General features: G+C 71.6%; 19 protein-coding genes and 1 pseudogene. 4 read left to right on the plus strand and 16 right to left on the minus strand.

Translation table 11 applies throughout. The annotated features are described in order from the left end of the window. Positions 1 to 71: 71 nt before the first annotated feature. Both coaA and FHU33_RS12155 read left to right on the plus strand, forming a co-directional pair. Positions 72 to 1,025, plus strand: coding sequence for a type I pantothenate kinase (gene coaA, locus FHU33_RS12150; RefSeq protein ID WP_142025591.1), 954 nt, complete (start codon positions 72 to 74; stop codon positions 1,023 to 1,025). Positions 1,026 to 1,240: 215 nt separating this feature from the next. Then, on the plus strand, positions 1,241 to 1,444 hold the full coding sequence (locus FHU33_RS12155; RefSeq protein ID WP_142025592.1) for a DUF5999 family protein: 204 nt from the start codon (positions 1,241 to 1,243) through the stop codon (positions 1,442 to 1,444). A gap of 200 nt (positions 1,445 to 1,644) precedes the next feature. Here the strand turns inward: FHU33_RS12155 and FHU33_RS12160 are convergent. The 14 genes and pseudogenes from FHU33_RS12160 to FHU33_RS12225 all read right to left on the minus strand — a co-directional run. After that, positions 1,645 to 2,057: pseudogene (locus FHU33_RS12160) on the minus strand (mycothiol transferase); the annotation flags it as partial. Continuing rightward, positions 1,963 to 4,959 (minus strand): aminomethyl-transferring glycine dehydrogenase, encoded by a 2,997-nt coding sequence (gene gcvP, locus FHU33_RS12165; RefSeq protein ID WP_211355101.1) that lies wholly within the window; start codon positions 4,957 to 4,959, stop codon positions 1,963 to 1,965. The pseudogene FHU33_RS12160 and the gene gcvP, both read right to left, overlap by 95 nt. Positions 4,960 to 5,065: 106 nt before the next feature. Further along, positions 5,066 to 5,638, minus strand: coding sequence for a MerR family transcriptional regulator (locus FHU33_RS12170; protein ID WP_142025593.1), 573 nt, complete (start codon positions 5,636 to 5,638; stop codon positions 5,066 to 5,068). Positions 5,639 to 5,902: 264 nt separating this feature from the next. Beyond that, on the minus strand, positions 5,903 to 6,391 hold the full coding sequence (locus FHU33_RS12175; protein WP_142025594.1) for a bifunctional nuclease family protein: 489 nt from the start codon (positions 6,389 to 6,391) through the stop codon (positions 5,903 to 5,905). A 141-nt stretch (positions 6,392 to 6,532) separates the two neighbouring features. Continuing rightward, positions 6,533 to 7,270 (minus strand): transcriptional regulator FtsR, encoded by a 738-nt coding sequence (gene ftsR, locus FHU33_RS12180; protein ID WP_246063546.1) that lies wholly within the window; start codon positions 7,268 to 7,270, stop codon positions 6,533 to 6,535. A gap of 85 nt (positions 7,271 to 7,355) precedes the next feature. Next, the gene (odhI, locus tag FHU33_RS12185) at positions 7,356 to 7,874 is read right to left on the minus strand and encodes an oxoglutarate dehydrogenase inhibitor Odhl (protein WP_142025596.1); all 519 of its coding nucleotides are present in this window, start codon (positions 7,872 to 7,874) and stop codon (positions 7,356 to 7,358) included. A gap of 263 nt (positions 7,875 to 8,137) precedes the next feature. Continuing rightward, entirely contained in the window at positions 8,138 to 8,542 is a 405-nt protein-coding gene (gene gcvH, locus FHU33_RS12190) for a glycine cleavage system protein GcvH (protein WP_142025597.1), read from the minus strand. Positions 8,543 to 8,618: 76 nt separating this feature from the next. Continuing rightward, entirely contained in the window at positions 8,619 to 9,512 is an 894-nt protein-coding gene (locus FHU33_RS12195) for a DUF881 domain-containing protein (protein WP_142025598.1), read from the minus strand. Further along, the gene (locus FHU33_RS12200) at positions 9,509 to 9,841 is read right to left on the minus strand and encodes a small basic family protein (protein WP_097183245.1); all 333 of its coding nucleotides are present in this window, start codon (positions 9,839 to 9,841) and stop codon (positions 9,509 to 9,511) included. Before FHU33_RS12200 ends, FHU33_RS12195 begins: the two co-directional genes overlap by 4 nt. 6 nt (positions 9,842 to 9,847) lie before the next feature. Beyond that, positions 9,848 to 10,759, minus strand: coding sequence for a DUF881 domain-containing protein (locus FHU33_RS12205; protein WP_142025599.1), 912 nt, complete (start codon positions 10,757 to 10,759; stop codon positions 9,848 to 9,850). Then, on the minus strand, positions 10,756 to 11,439 hold the full coding sequence (gene clsA / locus FHU33_RS12210) for a cardiolipin synthase ClsA (protein ID WP_142025600.1): 684 nt from the start codon (positions 11,437 to 11,439) through the stop codon (positions 10,756 to 10,758). Before clsA ends, FHU33_RS12205 begins: the two co-directional genes overlap by 4 nt. A 212-nt stretch (positions 11,440 to 11,651) precedes the next feature. Beyond that, the gene (locus FHU33_RS12215; protein WP_142025601.1) at positions 11,652 to 13,721 is read right to left on the minus strand and encodes an elongation factor G-like protein EF-G2; all 2,070 of its coding nucleotides are present in this window, start codon (positions 13,719 to 13,721) and stop codon (positions 11,652 to 11,654) included. Positions 13,722 to 13,733: 12 nt separating this feature from the next. Next, a complete protein-coding gene (locus tag FHU33_RS12220) occupies positions 13,734 to 13,934 on the minus strand; it encodes a DUF1918 domain-containing protein (RefSeq protein WP_142025602.1) in 201 nt (66 codons plus the stop codon). Between the two features lie 163 nt (positions 13,935 to 14,097). Continuing rightward, complete coding sequence (locus tag FHU33_RS12225) at positions 14,098 to 15,309, minus strand: iron-containing alcohol dehydrogenase (RefSeq protein ID WP_170182432.1); 1,212 nt, start codon at positions 15,307 to 15,309, stop codon at positions 14,098 to 14,100. 116 nt (positions 15,310 to 15,425) lie between these two features. Between FHU33_RS12225 and FHU33_RS12230 the strand changes: the two genes are divergently transcribed. Both FHU33_RS12230 and FHU33_RS12235 read left to right on the plus strand, forming a co-directional pair. Beyond that, positions 15,426 to 16,067, plus strand: coding sequence for a TetR/AcrR family transcriptional regulator (locus FHU33_RS12230; protein WP_142025604.1), 642 nt, complete (start codon positions 15,426 to 15,428; stop codon positions 16,065 to 16,067). Positions 16,068 to 16,126: 59 nt separating this feature from the next. After that, the gene (locus tag FHU33_RS12235; protein WP_211355102.1) at positions 16,127 to 16,918 is read left to right on the plus strand and encodes an amidohydrolase family protein; all 792 of its coding nucleotides are present in this window, start codon (positions 16,127 to 16,129) and stop codon (positions 16,916 to 16,918) included. Between the two features lie 215 nt (positions 16,919 to 17,133). On the opposite strand, the gene FHU33_RS12240 is transcribed toward FHU33_RS12235, so the two are convergent. Both FHU33_RS12240 and FHU33_RS12245 read right to left on the minus strand, forming a co-directional pair. Then, positions 17,134 to 18,255 (minus strand): ABC transporter substrate-binding protein, encoded by a 1,122-nt coding sequence (locus FHU33_RS12240; protein WP_170182433.1) that lies wholly within the window; start codon positions 18,253 to 18,255, stop codon positions 17,134 to 17,136. 219 nt (positions 18,256 to 18,474) lie between these two features. After that, on the minus strand, positions 18,475 to 19,257 hold the full coding sequence (locus FHU33_RS12245) for an ABC transporter ATP-binding protein (protein WP_142025606.1): 783 nt from the start codon (positions 19,255 to 19,257) through the stop codon (positions 18,475 to 18,477). Positions 19,258 to 19,259: the final 2 nt, after the last annotated feature.

Raw genomic sequence — 19,259 nt, forward strand, 5'->3', positions numbered from 1 at the left:
GGCGCCGCTCCCCCACCCGCGCGGGTGACCCGAACGAACGGGGCGGGAGGCACGGACGGCACGATGGGCCCGTGACGGTCGGTGCACGCGGCTCCATCTCGCCCTACGCGGTCTTCGACCGCGCGTCGTGGCGTGCCCTGGCCGCGGGGTCGCGCCTCCCGCTCGACGAGGCCGAACTGCGCGAGCTGGCCACCCTCGGCGACCGGATCGACCTCGACGAGGTGGCGACGGTCTACCTGCCCCTGGCGGAGCTGCTCGACCTGCACGTGGCCGCCAGTCAGCGGCTGTGGGCCGCGCAGAGCGAGTTCCTCGGCAACACCACGGCCAAGGTGCCCTTCGTCATCGCGGTCGCCGGCAGCGTCGCCGTCGGCAAGAGCACGACGTCCCGCCTGCTGCAGCGGCTGCTGGCCGCCGCGCCCGGCTCCCCGCGCGTCGACCTGGTCACCACCGACGGCTTCCTGCTGCCCAACGCGGTGCTCGAGAGCCGAGGGCTGCTGGGCCGCAAGGGCTTTCCGGAGAGCTACGACCGCCGGGCGCTGGTCCGGTTCCTCGCCGACGTGAAGTCCGGCCGCGAGGAGGTCTCCGCCCCGGTCTACGACCACCAGTCCTACGACATCGTCCCCGACGCCCGGCAGGTCGTGGACCGGCCGGACGTCCTGGTGCTCGAGGGACTCAACGTGCTGCAGGCCGGAGGTCGCTCCGACGGGACGGCGCCCCCGGTGTTCCTCTCCGACTTCTTCGACTTCTCCGTCTACGTCGACGCCGCCGAGGCCGACATCCAGCGGTGGTACGTCGAGCGTTTCCTGGCGCTGCGGCGCACCGCCTTCCGCGACACCACCGCGTACTTCCACCGCTTCGCCGACTTCACCGACGAGCAGGCCCGGGACACGGCACTGGGCATCTGGACCGCGGTCAACGGGCCCAACCTGCGCAGCAACATCGCGCCGACCCGCTCGAGGGCCCGGCTCGTGCTGCAGAAGGCCGCCGATCACTCCGTGCGGCGGGTGCTCCTCCGCAAGCTGTGAGGCCCGATCCGGCGGACACGCCGCCGTTCACCTGCGCACATCTCCCGGTGCCGGGGCGGCCCTGGCAGGACCTGCCGACTCCATCGGATGATCTGGTGATCCAGCTCACTTCCAGATGCTTCAGTCCGGGCGCACACTTGCCGAATCCAGTAATCAGACGAGCACGATACGTGACACCGGATCGTGTCGTGGATACCGAACGAAGAGGAACCGCCATGTGCCACCACGTAACGCCCTGCCCCGACGCGGCCAGCGAGGCGCGCGACCTCGCCGCCGTCCTCAGCAGCCACCCCGAGCAGGGATGGCGCCTGCTGTGCAACGGCGTCGTGCTCTTCGACGACGACGGCGAGCTGCTCCCCGACGGCCGGGCCGTGGGCGACCACCACGTCTGGCTCTCGCCCGAGCTGGTCGAAGCCTGACCCGGGGCCTGATCACCGGGCTCGGAGGTCAGCCTTCGCCGGCCTCCCGGGCGACCCGCTCCAACCGATCGCGATAGCTCCCCCACCAACCCGGGTCGGCCCGTCGGCAGGTTGTCGTTTCCCGCGCGCAGACCGGCCGCCCCGTCGATCAGCTCCCGCACGATGTCCGCATGACCGGCGTGCCGGTGGGTCTCCGCGATGACGTGCACGAGGACTCGCCGGCGGTGGCCCACAGGTCCCGGTTCGGCTCGCTGCCGTCGTCGATCCAGGCCTGCACGTCGGGAACGGGCCGGCCGAAGACACCACCGAAGTAGCCCGACCCCACGAACGCCAGGTGCTTGACCAGCCCGAGCAGGTTTCTGCCCGTCGGCGTCATCGGCCGCCGGACGTCGTACTCCGACAGTCCGTCGAGCGTCCAGAGCAGCGCGTCGCGTCCCGCCTGGAGATCGCGCCGCAGTTCGACCTCGCCGACCCATGGTCGCCGAACCTGCCACGCGGCGCCGACAGTCCCGTGACCGCTAGGCCTGAGCGCCCACGACGTCGGTCGTCGCGCCGAGGTCGTCGGGGTGGCCCTCGCCGCGGGCGGGAACCGCGCCGTCGGCCGGAAGCGCATGGCTTCCGAAGTCGTGCTCGGCGAAGGCCTCCGGCGGCGGGCACGAGCAGACCAGGTTGCGGTCGCCGTAGGCCTGGTCGATCCGGCGCACCGGGCTGAGGTAGCTGCGGCCCTGCAGGGCGGGCACCGGGTACACCGCTGTCGTCCGCGGGTACGGCCGCTCCCACTCCCCCGCCAGCATCGCCAGCGTGTGCGGCGCGTTGCGCAGCGGGTTGTCGCTGCGGTCGTACTCGCCGGTCGCGACCTGCTCGATCTCCTCGCGGATGGTCACCATCGCCTCGACGAAGCGGTCGAGCTCCGCCTTGTCCTCGCTCTCGGTCGGCTCCACCATCAGCGTGCCGGCCACCGGGAAGCTCATCGTCGGGGCGTGGAACCCGAAGTCGATCAGCCGCTTGGCGATGTCGTCGTTGGTGATTCCGGTCGCCTTGGTCAGCGGGCGGATGTCCAGGATGCACTCGTGGGCGACCAGCCCGTCGGCGCCGGTGTAGAGCACCGGGTAGTGGTCGCGCAGCCGGGTGGCCACGTAGTTGGCGGCGAGGATGGCGTGCTCGGTCGCCGTCAGCAGGCCGTCAGGCCCCATGAGCCGGAGGTAGGCCCAGGAGATGGGCAGGATGCCGGCCGAGCCCCACGGGGCACCGGACACTGCCGGTCCCTGACCGCCGGTCTCCACGAGCGGGTGGCCCGGCAGGAACGGCACCAGGTGCTCGCGGACCCCGATCGGCCCGACCCCGGGCCCGCCTCCGCCGTGCGGGATGCAGAAGGTCTTGTGCAGGTTGAGGTGGCTGACGTCGGAACCGAAGCGGCCCGGCTTGGCCAGCCCCACCATCGCGTTGAGGTTGGCGCCGTCGACGTAGACCTGGCCTCCGGCGTCGTGCACGGCACCGCAGATCTCCTGCACGTCGACCTCGAACACCCCGTGCGTCGACGGGTAGGTCAGCATGATCGCCGCGAGCCGGTCGGCGTGCTGGTCGACCTTGGCCCGCAGGTCGGCGAGGTCGACGTTGCCGGCCTCGTCGCAGGCCACCACGACGACACGCATGCCGGCCATGACGGCGCTGGCCGCGTTGGTGCCGTGCGCCGAGCTCGGGATGAGGCAGACGTCGCGCTGCTCGTCGCCGCGCGAGCGGTGGTAGCCCCGGATGGCCAGCAGCCCGGCGAACTCGCCCTGGGAGCCGGCGTTGGGCTGGACGCTGACCGCCGCGTAGCCGGTGACCTCGGCCAGCGCGGTGCACAGCTCGTCGATCAGCTGCGCGTACCCGCGGGCCTGCTCGGACGGGACGAACGGGTGCAGGTTCGCGAACTCGGGCCAGGTGATCGCGGCCATCTCCGTGGCGGCGTTGAGCTTCATCGTGCAGGAGCCGAGCGGGATCATCGTCCGGTCGAGCGCGAGGTCCTTGTCGCTCAACGACCGCAGATAGCGCAGCATCGCCGTCTCGGAGCGGTGCGCGGAGAAGATCGGATGGGTCAGGTAGGGGGTGCGGCGGCGCAGGTCGGCCGGGAGCGCGTCAGCTCCGTCGTCGTCCAGGGCGGAGTCGTCCACGGCGACGCCGAACGACTCGGCAACGGCCCGCAGGATCGCCGGCGTCGTCGTCTCGTCGCAGGCGACCGCCACGGTGTCGGCGTCGACGAGCCGCAGGTTGATCCGCCGCTCCGCGGCGGCCGCGACGATCGCGGCGGCGCGGCCGGGCACGAACACCTCGAGGGTGTCGAAGAAGTGCTCGTGCACGATCTCCAGCCCGCCGGAACGCAGCCAGCCGGCCAGCACGGTCGCACTCCGGTGCACACGAGCAGCGATCGCCGCCAGGCCCCCCGGCCCGTGGTAGACCGCGTAGGCGCCGGCCATGACGGCGAGCAGAACCTGAGAGGTGCAGATGTTGCTGGTCGCCTTCTCGCGGCGGATGTGCTGCTCACGGGTCTGCAGCGCCAGCCGGTAGGCGACGTCGCCGTCGGCGTCCACCGAGACCCCGACCAGGCGGCCGGGCAGCTGCCGGGCCAGACCCTCGCGGACCGACAGGTAGCCGGCGTGCGGGCCGCCGAAGCCCAGGGGGACGCCGAAGCGCTGGCTGGTGCCGCAGGCGACGTCGGCGCCCCACTCCCCCGGCGCCTCCAGCAGCGTGAGGGCGAGCAGGTCGGCGGCGACGACGACCGATGCCCCGGCCTCGTGCGCGACCGTGGCCAGTGCCCGGTGGTCGCGGACGGCGCCGCTGGCGCCCGGGTAGGACAGCAGGACGCCGAACGCGCCGGCCTCGGGCAGGTCGGAGGGCCAGCCGCCCGAGAGGTCGGCCACGTGCAGCCGGATGCCCAGGGGCTCGGCGCGGGTCTGCAGCACGGCGAGGGTCTGCGGGAGCGTGTCGGCGTCGACGACGAACACCGCCTCCGCCTTCGCCCGGCCGGCCCGACGGACCAGCGTCATGGCCTCGGCGGCGGCGGTGGCCTCGTCCAGCATCGAGGCGCCGGACACCGGCAGCCCCGTGAGGTCGGCGACCATCGTCTGGAAGTTGATCAGCGCCTCGAGCCGGCCCTGGCTGATCTCTGGCTGGTACGGCGTGTAGGCGGTGTACCAGGCCGGGTTCTCCAGCACGGTGCGCTGGATGACCGCCGGGGTCACGGTGCCGTAGTACCCCAACCCGATCATCGAGGTGTAGACGTCGTTGGCCCGGGCGCGTTCGCGCAGCAGGTCCAGCACGGCCGCCTCGTCCCGGGCGGCGGGCAGGTCCAGCGGCGTCCGGTCGCGCACCCCTTCGGGGACGCACGCGTCGACCAGCGACTCCAGGGTCTCGTGCCCGACGGCCGCGAGCATCGCGGCCGTCTCGTCCGGCCGGGGGCCGATGTGCCGGGCGGCGAAGGAACCCGCCGGATTCAAAGAGCTCAGTGACGGCAGGGATCCAGCACGGTCGGCCACTGGCCGAACGCTACCAGCGCCTGCGGAGCGCCCGGCGCCCGACGATGGGCGCTGACGGGTGATTCTGCGGCTCAGAACTACGCGTCAGCGCACACTGTCCGACCGATCACACTGCGGCGCGGCGGCGACGACGCAGGGACAGCTCGTCCTCCGCGGAGTGCACCGGGCCACCGTCGAGGCGCTCGGCAGGCAGCTCAGCCAGCTCACCGGAGAGCTCGCGCAGGGCGCCGGAGACCGCGATCCCGAAGACACCCTGACCGCCGGCGAGCAGGTCGACGACCTCCTCCGCCGAGGTGCACTCGTAGACCGTGGCGCCGTCGGAGAACAGGGTGATGTTCGCGAGATCCTTGATCCCACGCGTGCGCAGGTGGTCGACGGCCTTGCGGATGTTCTGCAGCGAGACGCCGGTGTCCAGCAGCCGCTTCACGACCTTGAGCACCAGGATGTCGCGGAAGGAGTACAGGCGCTGGGTGCCCGACCCGGTGGCGCTGCGCACCGACGGCGCGACCAGGCCGGTGCGGGCCCAGTAATCGAGCTGGCGGTAGGTGATCCCTGCAGCGGCACACGCCGTCGGGCCGCGGTATCCGACGAGATCGGTGTCGACCTCGTCGTACGGCGGGGCCCCGACAGCGGCATCGCTGAACAGCTGACCTTGAGAGCCGTCCCTCTGGTCGCTCACGTCCAGCGTCCTCCTCTGGTCCCGTGCCACTCGTGCGGTCCGGGTCGACGGTTTCGCACCTGTGATCCGATCTCGTGGGCGTTGCACCCACTGACCTCAGATGTCACACCGTTGTTGTTCGCAGACCGTAAGCCGGGCCGCGGACTCGGTCAACTGAGCGAGGCGGCGTGTCGCCTCGCTCATCATTTCGAGTGGAGCTCGGGTCCTCGTTGCCGATAACGACCGGTTGGCCGCGGCCGGCGCCCGGCAGGGTCCCGGCTGTCGTCAGGCGGTGCCGCCGGACCCGGAGCCGGCGCCGAAGTCCTCGGGCGAGATCTGGTCCAGGAACTCCCGGAACTTCTCGACCTCGTCCTCCTGCTCGTCGGGGATCTCGATCCCCACCTCGTCGAGCAGGTCGTCGGCGCCGTAGATCGGCGCACCGGTGCGGACGGCGAGGGCCACGGCGTCCGAGGGGCGGGCGCTGACCACCCGCTCGTCGCCGAACACGAGTTCGGCGATGTAGATGCCGTCCCGCATCTCGGTGATGTTCACCGCCTCCAGAGTGGCGCCCAGCGCACTCACGACCTCGCGCAGCAGGTCGTGGGTCATCGGCCGGGCGGGTCGCACCCCCTGCTGCTCGAACGCGATCGCGGCCGCCTCGACGGCACCGATCCAGATGGGCAGGTAGCGCTCGCCCTGCGTCTCCTTGAGCAGCAGGATCGGCTGGTTCCCGGGCAGTTCGACGCGGACACCGACGACTCGAAGCTCCTGCACGGTGCGACTCCTCGGCTGCGGCCCGGGGGGAGCGGGCGGCTCGGTCTGGTCAGGCGGCGGTCGGACGCCGGGAACGGGTCGGGGGCGTCGGGCCGTCCCGTCCCGAGGCAGGCGATCTGCCACGTCCACGGTACGCCGCAGTCATGGGCGCAGGAGTTCCCGGAGGCGCGCCTCCAGCAGTGCGGTGTGCAACTGCGCCGAGAGCGTCGCGAGCTCGCGCAGCTTCTCGGCGGCCCGGGTCCGCGCCTCCTCGGAACGGGCGCGCAGCACGGGCGCGACGAGCTGCTCGACGAGCCCCGCCTCGCGCTCGACCCCACTGCGGTAGACGCGAAGGTGCCGCGGTTCGATGCCGTGCCGGGCCAGGCCCGCGGCGGCCCGCGCGACCGGCAGGTCGGAGGCGGGATGCCGGCCATCGGCGTCGGTGGCCAGCAGGCCGAACTGCACGCAGTCGGCCAACTGCTCCGGCTCCAGGCCTGCGGCGCGGGCGAACTGCTCGGAGGTCAGTGGTGGCACCCCCGCCTCGGCGTCGACCTCGGCGGCCGGCGGTGGGGGGACCGAGCCGGGCCCGCCGGGGGCCGTCGGCAGCGGCTCACCGCGGTCGAGGGCCTCGAGGTGCTCCTTGATGACCCGCAGCGGCAGGTACTGGTCGCGCTGGGCGGCCAGGACGTAGCGCAGTCGGCTCACGTCGGCTCGCGAGAACTTCCGGTACCCCGACGGCGTTCGCTGCGGGTGGACCAGGTCCTCGGATTCGAGGTAGCGGATCTTGCTGATCGTCACGTCGGGGAAGTCGTCGCGAAGAACGGCCAGCACCTCGCCGATGGTCAGCCGTGGCGTGTGCTGATCGGCGGCGTCCCCGAGCGCGCTGTCGCGCTCGGGCACCGCCGTCACGTCCCTGTCTCGCCGACGCCCTGGACCGGGGCGTCGGATCGTGCCCCGCAGGCGCGGGAGCCCGCCGGTACGCCCACTAGCGAGCGGCCGGCTCGCCCGTGCGGGGACCGGTGAGGTAGACGAGGCGGAACTTGCCGATCTGGACCTCGTCACCTCCGGCGAGGTTCGCGACGTCGACCGGCTCGCGGTTGACGTAGGTGCCGTTGAGGCTGCCGACGTCGTGCACCGAGAACCCGCCGCCCTCGCGGTGGAACTCCACGTGCCGGCGGCTGACGGTGACGTCGTCGAGGAAGATGTCGCTGTCGGGGTGCCGCCCGGCGGTGGTCACGTCCTGGTCGAGCAGGAAGCGGCTACCGGCGTTGGGCCCCCGCTTGACGACCAGCAGGGCCGAACCGGCCGGGAGCGACTCGACCGCGCCGGCGTGCGCGTCGGCGGCCGACTCGGTGATCTCCGGCTGCTCCGTGGAGTCCTCGCCGCCGACCTTGGGGATGACGCTCGTCGACTCGCCGATCCGCTCCTGGGAGAGCGCCGAGCCGCACTGCGCGCAGAAGCGACTGCCCTCGGGGTTCTCGTGGCCACATCGAGTGCAGTGCACGTCTGTCTCCTCCTGTGCGAGGGGCCCCGCCGCGGGCCTCGGAACGGGCCGCGAGCGGCCGGCGGACGACGGACCGGACGGCCCGTCGTGGGTCGGCCGCCGCTGGAGCGGCGGACCGTGGGTCATGGAACCAGCCGGTCGGCCCGAGGGTCAACCGGACGGTCAGGGTCGTGGAACCGAGGTCCCCGTGCCGGTCACCGGCAACCGGTGGCCACACGCGATCATAGTGATCGCCGGGCCGCCGGGGCCCGGCGGCGGGGCCGTCACGACGCGTCGACCAATGCCTGGTAGGCATCGGCGTCCAGCAGCCCGCCGATGGGGTCCCCACCCTCACCGGGAACGCTGATCTCGACCAGCCACCCGGCCCCGTAGGGGTCGGCGTTGACCGTGTCCGGCGCGTCCTCGAGGGCCTCGTTGACGGCGGCGACGACACCGGCGACCGGCGCGTAGATGTCGGACACCGACTTGGTGGACTCCACCTCGCCGATCGGCGTCCCCGGGGCGACCTCGTCACCGACGGCCGGCAACTGGACGAACACGATGTCGCCGAGAGCGTCCTGGGCGTGATCGGTGATGCCGACCCGGACGACGGTCGACGTGCCGTCGGTGCCATGCACCAGCGCCCACTCGTGCTGATCGGTGTAGCGGCGGTCGTCCGGGGTGCTCATGCGGTGGGTCTCCAAGGGTTGCCATGGCCTCCCTGCAGGGGCCGGCCGCGAGCGGTCGTGGCAGGGAGGTCCTCGATCAGTCGTCGGTGTCGGGCGAAGCGTATTGAGGCGTGTCGAGCGGCCGCAACGCGTCCACCACGACCTGGTCGGACTGCTCGATCGTGACCGAGGCGCCCTGCCGGTTCAGGTCCTGCACCACTCCCCCGGGGATGTTCAGCGCGGTGTCCATGTTCTGCGGCGAGCCGATGACGACGAACTCGTAGGGTGAGGTGATGGGCCGGCCGTCGACCATCAGGTTTCCGGGCGTCCCGGTGACGGCGGTGGAGACGCCGACGCGCACCCCGTCGATCTGCATGGTCTCGGCACCCGCGCCCCGGAGTTCCTGGATCGCGTCGACGATGTCGCTGACGCGCACCTCCTCGTCGGCATCGCGGACGGTGATCACCAGCCCCGGACCCTGGGCCGAGACCGTGCCGTTGAGGATGCCGATCGCCTCGGCCCGGGCGCGCGCCGCCTCCAGCGCCGCCGCGGACTGGCTGTCGGAGCTGGTCAGCTGCTCCAGGGCGTTGCGCTGCTCGGCGATCTGGTCGCGCAGGCGCTCCTCGCGGGCGTTGAGGTCGTCGAGGATCCGGACCAGGTCCTCCTCGCGGGCGCCGGCATAGTCCTGCTCGTCCCCGACGGCCCGCACCTGGACGGCGAAGGCGAAGCCGAGGAGCAACGTGAGGACGCCGATCAGTGCGGCGGCCAGCGGGTCGCGGGTCCGGCGGGCGGGCGCCGCCGCCGGCTCCTTCGCCGACTCTTCCCCGGACGCCGTCTCCCCCGCGGCCTCCGGCGTCCCGTCGGCGCCCGTGGCGGCCGGCTCCGCGGCGCGCTGCCCCAGAGGGCCCGGACCGAACGGGTGTGGCACCACGACGTCGTCGTCGGCCGGACCGGGGCCCTGGTCCGGGCCGGGCCGCTGGTCGCCGCTCATGCGCGAAACACGTGTCGGCGGATGGCGGCGGCGTTGCCGAAGATGCGGATGCCGAGGACCACCACGACCGCGGTCGACAGCTGCGCGCCGACGCCGAGCTGGTCGCCGAGGAAGACGATCAGCGCGGCGACGACGACGTTGGACACGAACGAGATGACGAACACCTTCGCGTCGAAGATGCCGTCCAGCCGGGCACGGAATCCGCCGAAGACGGCGTCCAGGGCGGCGACGACGGCGATCGGCAGGTACGGCTGCAGCCACAGCGGCACGGTGGGGTCGAAGAAGAGGCCGAGGAGGACGCCGGCCGCGAGTCCGAGGATCGGGATCACGGGGGGTCAGCCTCCAGGCAGGGGGTCGGGGGCGGGGGCCGGTCCGTCGCGGCCTTCCGGTCGGGCGGAGTCGAGATCGAGGACGGTGCCCGCGGGAAGGGTCAGCTCCTCCTCCGCGGCGTACTCGAAGCGCAGTCCGAACGTCTGCGAGATGGCCGCCAGCGCGCCCACCTCGGGGCTGGCGAGGAACTTTCCGGCCAGCTCATCGGGATCACCGATGGCTCTGATCTCGTAGGGGCTGGTGACCGGGCGGAAGTCGACGAGCACCGCCTCGCCGGCGAACCGGATGGCCGTCGTGGGCCCGAGGCGCTGACCGTTGATGCTGATGGCCTCCGCGCCGGCCGCCCACAGGGCGTTGACGACCAGTTGCAGGTCGCCGTCCTGGACCTGTTCGCGGGGGTCCTCCTCGGTGGTTCCACCGCCCACGGGGTCCTCGTCGGCCGTCGGGTCGGCGTTGGCGAGGGTGACGAGCAGGCCCGGCCCGGTGACCGCCACCGCGGCGGCGGCCCGTTCGGTCCGTGCCAGCGCATCGCGGGCCCGCTGCCCCACGGCACTGGCGGCCAGCAGCTCGTCCCGAGCGCTGGTGACCTCGGCACGCAGGAGCTCGAGCTGGTCGGCCAGCTCGTCGGTGACGTCGGAGTCGCGCTGGATGTCGTCGACCAGGGCGGCCCGCACCTGCTCGCGGCCCTGGACACTCGCGGCGGCCTGCTGGTAGGTGATCGCCACCAGCACGCCGGCGAGGGCCATCGTCAGGGCGACGGCCACGCGGCCCCGGGTGCGGGACGGCCGCCGGCCGTCGTCGGCGGCCCGGGCCGCCGCCGCCTGGGCGTAGGCGGGGTCGAGCGTCTCGGCCAGGACGGCGTCGAGGAGGGACGCGCCCATCGAGCGCGGCCCGCCGCCCCGCGGAGGTGTGGTCACCGCGCCGTCCGCGACGCATCGGCGGCGCGCTCGGCGCGCACGATGCCGGTCACCTGGATCACGTAGAACAGCCCGGCCAGCACGTAGAGAGCGGTCCCCCAGATCGTGAACGCCCAGGCGAACGGCTCGATGGCCGTGGCCAGCCAGCCGCTGCCGTCGGCGAGCAGCAGACCGGGGAACGCGTAGAGCAGCAGCAGGGTGGCGGCCTTGCCCAGGTAGTGCACCTGCAGCGGCGGATAGCCGTAGCGGCGCAGCACGAGGAGTGCGACGCCGAGGACGAGTTCCCGCCCGACGAGCAGCGCGACCACCCAGACCGGGACGATTTCCCGCAGCGCGAGCGCGATCAGCGTGCTGACGATGTAGAGCCGGTCGGCCGCCGGGTCCAGCAGAGCTCCGAGCCTGCTGCTCTGATTCAGCCAGCGCGCGAGCTTCCCGTCGAGCCAGTCGGTGAAGCCGGAGACCATCAGGATGGCCACGGCCCAGCCGTCGGCCTCGGGGCCCAGCAGCAGCCAGAGGAAGACCGGGACACCGAGCAGCCGGAGCAGCGAGAGGGCGTTCGGCACGGTCCAGACGCGGTCGGGCAGGTCCTCGCGGTCGGTCACCGGCGGCGAGCCGGCGGTCCGGGGGCGCCCGGCCGGCGGAACCGGGGCAGCCGCCGACGGACCGTTCGACGACGTCACTGCTCCTCCACCTCGCCCGACAGCCCGCTGCGCACCGAACACGAGGCTAGTGTCCCGCGCCGCCGGCGCGGGATGCGGCGCACCGGAGCAAGGAGGGCCTGCGTCACGCCTGTTGTCGCCGACATGCGTATCACTGCGGTCATCCGGGTCGCACAACCGCAGTCATGCGTAACAGCGCGACTCGGCCGGGGCGGCGGCGCGACCGGCCGCGCTCAGGCCGGGACGGCGGCCGCGGAGGCCGGCGCCGGTTCGTAGCCGAGGGGGCGGCGGGAGAAGGAACCGGTGCCGTGGGTGACCGACCGCAGCACTCCCGGATAGGTCAGCAGCTCGACCTCGGGCACCTCCGCGCGCACCGTGGTCCGGTCACGGAGCGGGTCCGCCTCGCTGCCGGTCACCCGGGCCCGGCGCCCGGACAGGTCGCTCATGACGGCGCCGACGTACTCCCCCGGAACCACCACGTCCACCTCGCACCACGGCTCGAGCACCCGGGTGCCGGCGGCGGCCGCGAGCTCGCGCAGGGCCAGCGCGCCGGCGGCCTGGAAGGCGGCGTCGGAGGAGTCCACCGAGTGGGCCTTGCCGTCCACGAGGGTCAGGTGGACGTCGACGAGCGGGCGGTCACCGCTGATCCCCCGTTCGGCCTGCATCCGGATGCCCTTCTCCACGCTGCCGTGGAACTGGCTGGGCACGGTGCCGCCGACGATGCGCTGCTCGAAGACGATCCTCGAGCCCGGCGGTCCCGGCTCGGCCTCGATGACGACGACGGCGTACTGACCGTGGCCACCGGACTGCTTGACGTGGCGGCCGGTGACCCGGGCGCTACCGGCGAGCGTCTCCACCATGGGGACGCGGACGGGCACCGTGGTGACGGAGACGCCGTGGCGGGCGCGCAGTCGTTCCAGCAGGACCTCGGCGTGCGCCTCGCCGACGCACCAGAGCAGGAGCTGGCCGGTGTCGGGACGGCGGTCGAGGCGCACGGTGGGGTCCTCGGCCACCAGCCGGGCCAGCGCCGTGGCGAGACGGTCCTCGTCGGACCGCGAGGCCGCCTCGAGCGCGACCGGGAGCTGCGGAGTAGGCAGGTCCCACGGCGGGACCAGCCGGGGGTCCTCCGGCGAGGACAGCGTGTCCCCCGTCTCCGCGCTGGTGAGCCGGGCGACGGCGCAGATGTCTCCCGCCGGGCAGGAGGGCACCGGGCGCAGGGTTGCACCGAGGGGTGAGGACAGCGCCCCGATGCGCTCGTCGACGTCGTGGTCGGGATGACCGCGGTCGGCCATCCCGTGCCCGGACACGTGGACGGGGATGTCGGGCCGGAGCGTCCCGCTGAAGACACGGACCAGGCTGACGCGGCCCACGTACGGGTCGGTGGTGGTCTTGACGACCTCGGCGACGAGCGGTCCCTCGGGGTCGCAGGCCACCGACGAGACCGCTGAACCGTCGGTCCGGGAGACCGGCGGGCAGCCGTGTTCCAGGGGGCTGGGGAAGCCGGCGACGATCAGTTCGAGCAGGTCCGCGACGCCCACCCCGATCAGCGGGGCGGCGCACAGCACCGGGTGGAAGTGCGCGCGGGCCACCGCCGTCTCCAGGTCGGCGATGAGGTCGGCCTGGACCAGCTGGTCGCCGGCCAGGTACCGCTCCATCAGCGCCTCGTCCTCGCTCTCGCCGATGATCCCCTCGATGAGCTCGGAGCGGAGACGGTCGGCCTCCGGGGCGTCGGCGTCGGGCTCCAGGAGCGAGACCAGGCCCCGCACGGCCCCGTCCGGTCCGCGGTCGACCAGGTGCACGGGGTAGACGCCTTCCCCGAGGAGCAGCTGGCAGAGCCGGACGGCGTCGTCGACGTCGGCCCGCGCCCGGTCCAGCTGGGTGATGACGACGGCGCGCGGCATCCCGACCGCGGCGCACTCCTCCCACAGCTGCACGGTGGCGGCGTCGACACCGTTGACCGCCGAGACGACGAACAGCGCGGCGTCCGCGGCGCGCAGCCCCGCCCGGAGCTCCCCGACGAAGTCCGGCGACCCCGGGGTGTCCAGCAGCGTGATCCGGCAACCGGCGTGCTCGATCGTCGCCACGCCCAGGGACACCGAGCGCTGCTGACGGACCTCCACCTCCTCGGTGTCCAGACACGTCGTGCCGTCCTCCACCCGACCGGCCCGCGGCACGGCGCCGGTGGCCGCGAGGAGCGCCTCGGCGAGCGTGGTCTTCCCTGCCCCGGCGTGGCCCACGAGTGCCACGTTCCGCACGTCCGCGGCCGGTCGTGGTGCCGGCGCCGTCCCGGTGTCCTTCGCCATCAGGCCGGGCGCTCAGCCGTGCGCCGATTCGGCACGGACCACCGAGGCGGTACCGGCCGGGAAGAAGAGCGCCGTGTGCCCGTCGGGCTCCCAGCGCACGCGGTAGGGCGGCCCTCCCCCGGGCTCGGCGCACTCGATGACCTCGCCGACCCGATCGGGCTCTCCCTGATGGGTGGAGCGCACGACGATCCGGTCTCCGACATGAGCTTCCACGGCGTCCTCCCGGAGGTGCGACTGTGGCGTGGTTCACAGCCTGCCCGCGATCCCGGGGCCCGACAAGACCTGCACGGCCAGTTCTGGGCGACGAACCGGCCGGTCGAGCGACGGGCATCGGGGCGCGCCATGGCGCGGAGGCCGGGGACGATCCGGTCGGCGGTCAGTACGCGCGTTCGAGCAGCTCCAGGACATCTGCCTCTCGGACGTCGAGTGGAGCGAATGCCACGACCATGTCCTCCATGGCTGCTCGCGCCAGCGCCGGGAACTGCTCCCTCCTCACTCCGACCGCCGAGAGCGTGGTCGGCAGGCCCAGCCCCGAGATGAAGCTGCGGACGGCCTCCACGCCGACGGTCGCAGCCTCCTCCGGCGTACGTCCCGACACGTCCGCGCCCATCGCGGCAGCGATGTCGGCGAGACGCTGAGGAGCCACCTCCTTCACTCGCTCGAGAACGGCCGGCAGCATGACGCACGACGTCTCGCCATGCGGCACGTCGCACAAACCGCCGATCTGGTGCCCGATGCCGTGACTCAGACCGAGCGTGACGTTGGCGACGCCCAGCATCGAGAGCCAGCCCGCCACCAGGCAGTTGACGCGGGCCTCGTGATCACGCGGATCGCGGGACGCGGGCAGATTGTGTGCCAGCAGCTTGATCGCATGGAGAGCGGTGGCGTCTGTCACGGGAGTGGGCGAGCGGGACACGTAGGTCTCGATGGCGTGGTCGAGCGCGCGGATCCCCGTGCCCAGCCACAGGCGCTCCGGCGTGAGCACGGTCACTGCGGCATCCAGGACGACCACACGAGGAGTGAGACGCGTGTCCGAGTAGAGGTCCTTGACCCCGGCGGATGACGTCATGCCGAAGATGCCGTCGTACTCGGCCGCTGACAGCGTCGTCGGAACAGCCACGATGGGCAGGGGCGGGCCGGTGAAGGGGCGGAGGTCGACCGTGTCCGGGTAGGTGAAAACGATCCTGTGCCGGTACAGCGACTGGCCGTCCTCGTAACCCTCGCCGATACTGGCGCTCACCGCCTTCGCGGCGTCGGTGACCGACCCGCCGCCGAGAGTGACGATGAGATCGGGGGAATACCCGCGAGCCTTCTGGACGAGGACATCGACGGACGAGGTCGGGACGTGCTGGACGACATCGCTCAGTACCCCGACGCAGCGCTCCCCCAGCACCTCCCGTACGCGCGCCTCGAGAGCAGTGCCGAGCAAGGACCTCGTGGTGAGCAGCAGTACGCGCTCGCCCCCCAGCGTGTCCACTGCCTCGGCGAGGCCGGAGACGGCGTCCGGCCCGTATATGACCCTCTCCGTCGTCGGGTACTCGTAGACGAAAGCCATCGTTCCGCTCCTTCTAGCGCCGGATCTGCCCACCGTGGAACAATCCCGACCGACCGGTCGGTTGGGTGCCTCACGCGGCATGCTTCCCCTTGCACACCCTCTGGTCAACAGAAACAGGCCGGACCAGCTGAAAGACCGAGGAGACACACATGACGGCGGAGGCGCGGGTCAGTCGGAAGGAGCAGCTCATCGAGGCCGCAGCGGTCCTGTTCGACCGCCAGGGCTACTACACGACAGGCGTCGAGGACATCGCGCGCGCGATAGGGCTGAGCAAGCCGACGTTGTACCACTACGTCCGGACCAAAGGTGAGATCGTCGCGTGGATCCACGATGAGATCATGGACATCCTGCTCCGGCGGCTCGAGGAACGTGTCTCCTCCGGCCTGAGCCCCATCGAGGTCCTGCGACTCAACGTCATCGACATCATCGACGTGATGGACACCAAGCCCGGGCACCTGAGGGTGTTCTTCGAACATCACCGCGAGATCCCCGAGGCGCTGCGTCGAGAGGCGAAGGTGAAGCGGGACCGGTATCAGGCACTCATCGAGCTGACGATCGCGGACGGCATCGAGAAGGGCATGTTCCGCAAGACCGACGTCCGGCTCGCCACGCTGGCGCTGTTCGGTATCACGAACTGGTCCTACCAGTGGTATCGCCCAGCCGGCCCGGCGAAGTCCCAGGAGGTCGCCCAGCACCTGTTCGACGTCTTCCTGGGAGGCATATCCGCGACTGGGCCGGACGGCTCGGAGCCCGTGCCGGCGGTCCTCCACGGAGCTGACGGCTCGCCGTGATCGCGGACGTGTGGGCACAGCCGCTCTGGCACCGGCCAGGTCGTCTGGACGTCCCCGAAGTGCGGAACGTCTTCGTACGGTCCGGGCGGGCCGACGCGCTGGACAGGCCTGTCGAGCCGGAGGCTCTAGTCGAGGCCATGGACGAAGCCGGCGTGGACGTCGCCCTGCTCTCCGCCTGGCACCGTCCGGGCGGATGGGTCGTCAGCAACGACGACGTCGCCTCGTTCACCACGCGGCATCCGGAGCGCTTCGCCGGCGTTGCCAGCGTCGACCTGTCCGACCCGGTCGGTGCCGTCCGGGAGTTGCGGCGAGCCGTGGAGGACGACGGATTCGTCGGCCTGCGCCTGCTGCCGTGGCTGTGGGAGAGGCCGCCCGACCACGCCCTCTACTACCCGCTGTACGCCGCGTGCGTCGATCTCGGAGTCCCCTTCTGCACCCAGGTGGGGCACACAGGGCCGCTCCGCACATCCGAGACGGGTAGGCCCATCCCCTACATCGATCAGATCGCTCTGGACTTCCCGGAGCTGGTCATCGTCGGCGGGCACATCGGCTATCCGTGGACCGACGAGATGATCTCGCTGGCGTGGAAGCATCCGAATGTCTACATCGACACCTCTGCCTACCTGCCGAAGTACTACCCGCCACAGCTGGTCCACTACATCGAGACCTATGGACGCGACAAGGTCATGTTCGCCACGAACTGGCCGCAGCTGGACCATGTCCCCTGCCTTCAGCAGGTGGCAGGACTGGGCCTGAGCGACGCCGCGCAGGAGGCCTTCCTGGGTGGCAACGCCGCACGGGTCTTCCGGCTACCCGCGGGACCGGCGACCCAGCAGGGTGCCCATCCCTGAGCTCCGCACCAATGCCGCGGACAGCATCGGGAACGTCGTGCCGCGCCAGAACCGCGGATCACCGCGATCGGGCGGGGGCAGCGGACGGACTCCGCAGGCTGGATACCGACAGCTCGCCCCACCGATCGGACGGGCTCCGACGCGACCAGGCCGAGGACGGACGAGGGGGTGGCAGCGCCACCAGAGCGCTGCCACCCCCGACCGCAGGTCGTCGATCAGCCCTCCGCTCGTTCATAGGTGATCGCGCCGTCCGCACCCACGCGGTAGACCATGGGCACGAGGAAGTCCGTGGTCACAGCGGTGTGCTCGGTGTCCGAGAAGGTGTACTCGCCGCGGGCAGCCTCGAAAGCGTCTCCCGACTCGATCTGCTCGATGACCGCCTCGGTCTCCGTGCTGCAGCCGGCACGCTCGAACGCATCCAGCAGCACCTTCGCGCCGTCGTACGAGCTGGCGGGGGTGCCGCCGAACGCCGGCACCGGCCACTCGCCCTCGCCGTAGTACCGGTCGTTGCCGTACGCCTCGAGATACATCTGCGCGAAGTTGCGCGCCGACTCCGTCTCCGGCTCGCCGCCCGAGAAGGCCTCGTACTGCACGACGATGGTTCCGTCCACGAGCTCGGCGGCCCGCTCCTGGTAGGGAATCGTGCCGGCCCCGTTGCTGATGACGAACGGCGTCTCCAGCATGTTCAGCCGCGCCATGCCCTGCCGGATGGTCGCCGTGTCGGCGCCCAGGCCCACCATCGCGATCGCGCCCGGGTTCGCCTGCTGGATCCGTGCCAGCTGAGCGGTGACGTCCGTGGCCCCCTGGTCGTAGCTCTCCCGGGCGACCACCTCGACGCCTGCTTCTTCGAGGACCATCTCGATCTCGTTGAGCCCGGTCTCGCCGTAGGGAGTGCTCTCCGCGATCAGCCCCACGGTGTCGAAGTTCTCGCTGAGGTACTGGCCCATGAACTCCGCCTCGACGACGTTGCCCAGCGAGAAGCTGAACACGTTGTTGTACGGCTCGTCCTGGCCCTCCGGGGTGACGATCGTGGACGTCTGGGCGATCGTGTTCATCATGATCTTGTTCTCGGAGTTCACGAGCGGAAGGACCGCGAGGGTGGGGCCGCTGCCCGCCGGCGACATGATGAAGTCGACGTCGTCCTCGCCGAGCAGACGCCGCATGTTGGCCTGCGCCGTCTCTGCGACGAGCTGGTCGTCGTAGGCGATCAGCTCCACCTCCTGATCACAGGCTCCCGATTCGTTGAACTCGTCGATCGCCAGCCGAATGCTGTTCTCCATCGGCTCGCCGAACTCCGAGTACGCCCCGGTGAGCGCGGTGGTCAGACCGATCCGCACCGGGCCGTCTCCCCCGTCGCCGCCGCCGCCGTCTCCGCCGCCGCCTACGGCACTGCCACTGCATCCTGCAGTGAATCCGAGCACTGCCGTGGCAGCGGTCGCCGTCCAGATCCTGCGGGCCAAAGTGGTGCGCATGTCGTCTCCATTCATCGATCGTCTTCAGGGGGAAGTGCTCGCGCCTCTGTCCATCCGTGGGCGGTGGTCACCGCGTCGGCGCCGTCAGGAGAGAAGGTCCTCTCGTGGGCCCGGTCCGTCCTTCGTGAGCGACGGGTCGCTCGTCGCCGCACCGCCGAGGTAGGCCTCCTGAACGCTCATCTCTCCCAGCAGTTCGTGAGCGGGCCCCGAGGCGACGACCGATCCGCGCTGCAGGACCCACGCCTCGTCCGCCACCTGCAGAGCCAGTGCGGCGAGCTGCTCGACCAGCAGGATCGTCAACCCTTCCTGCCGCAGGGTGGCGATGAGCTGGAAGGTCTCGTCCACGAGCTTGGGGGCAAGGCCCAGGGATGGTTCGTCGAGCAGCAGCACCGACGGCTTCGACATCAGGGCCACCGCGGTCGCCAGCATCTGCTGTTCGCCCCCGCTCAACGTCGCGGCAGCCTGCCGACGCCGCTGCCCGAGGATGGGGAACCGCTCGTACTGCGCGTCGACGTCGGTGAGGACGTCCGCCCGCTTGGCTCTCGACCGGTACCGATCAAGGGCGCCCAGCAGGAGGTTGGCGTGGACGGACTGGTCGCCGAAAACGCGGTGCCCTTCGAGCACGTGCGCGACCCCGAGACGGACCCGCTTGTGCGCCGGGACCTGCGTGACGACGCCGTGCCCCTCGAACTCGACCTTGCCGGTCGACGGGGCGACGAGGCCGCTCAGCACTTTCAGCAGAGTCGACTTGCCGGCACCGTTGGCGCCGATGACCGTGCCGACGTGGCCCTGCTGCAGGTGCAGCGAGACGTTCCGCAGCGCGCTCACCGGACCGTAGTTGACGCTGACATCCGTGACAGTGAGCACCG

It is taken from the genome of Blastococcus colisei, assembly GCF_006717095.1.
In the GTDB taxonomy this organism is placed as follows: Bacteria; Actinomycetota; Actinomycetes; order Mycobacteriales; family Geodermatophilaceae; genus Blastococcus_B; species Blastococcus_B colisei.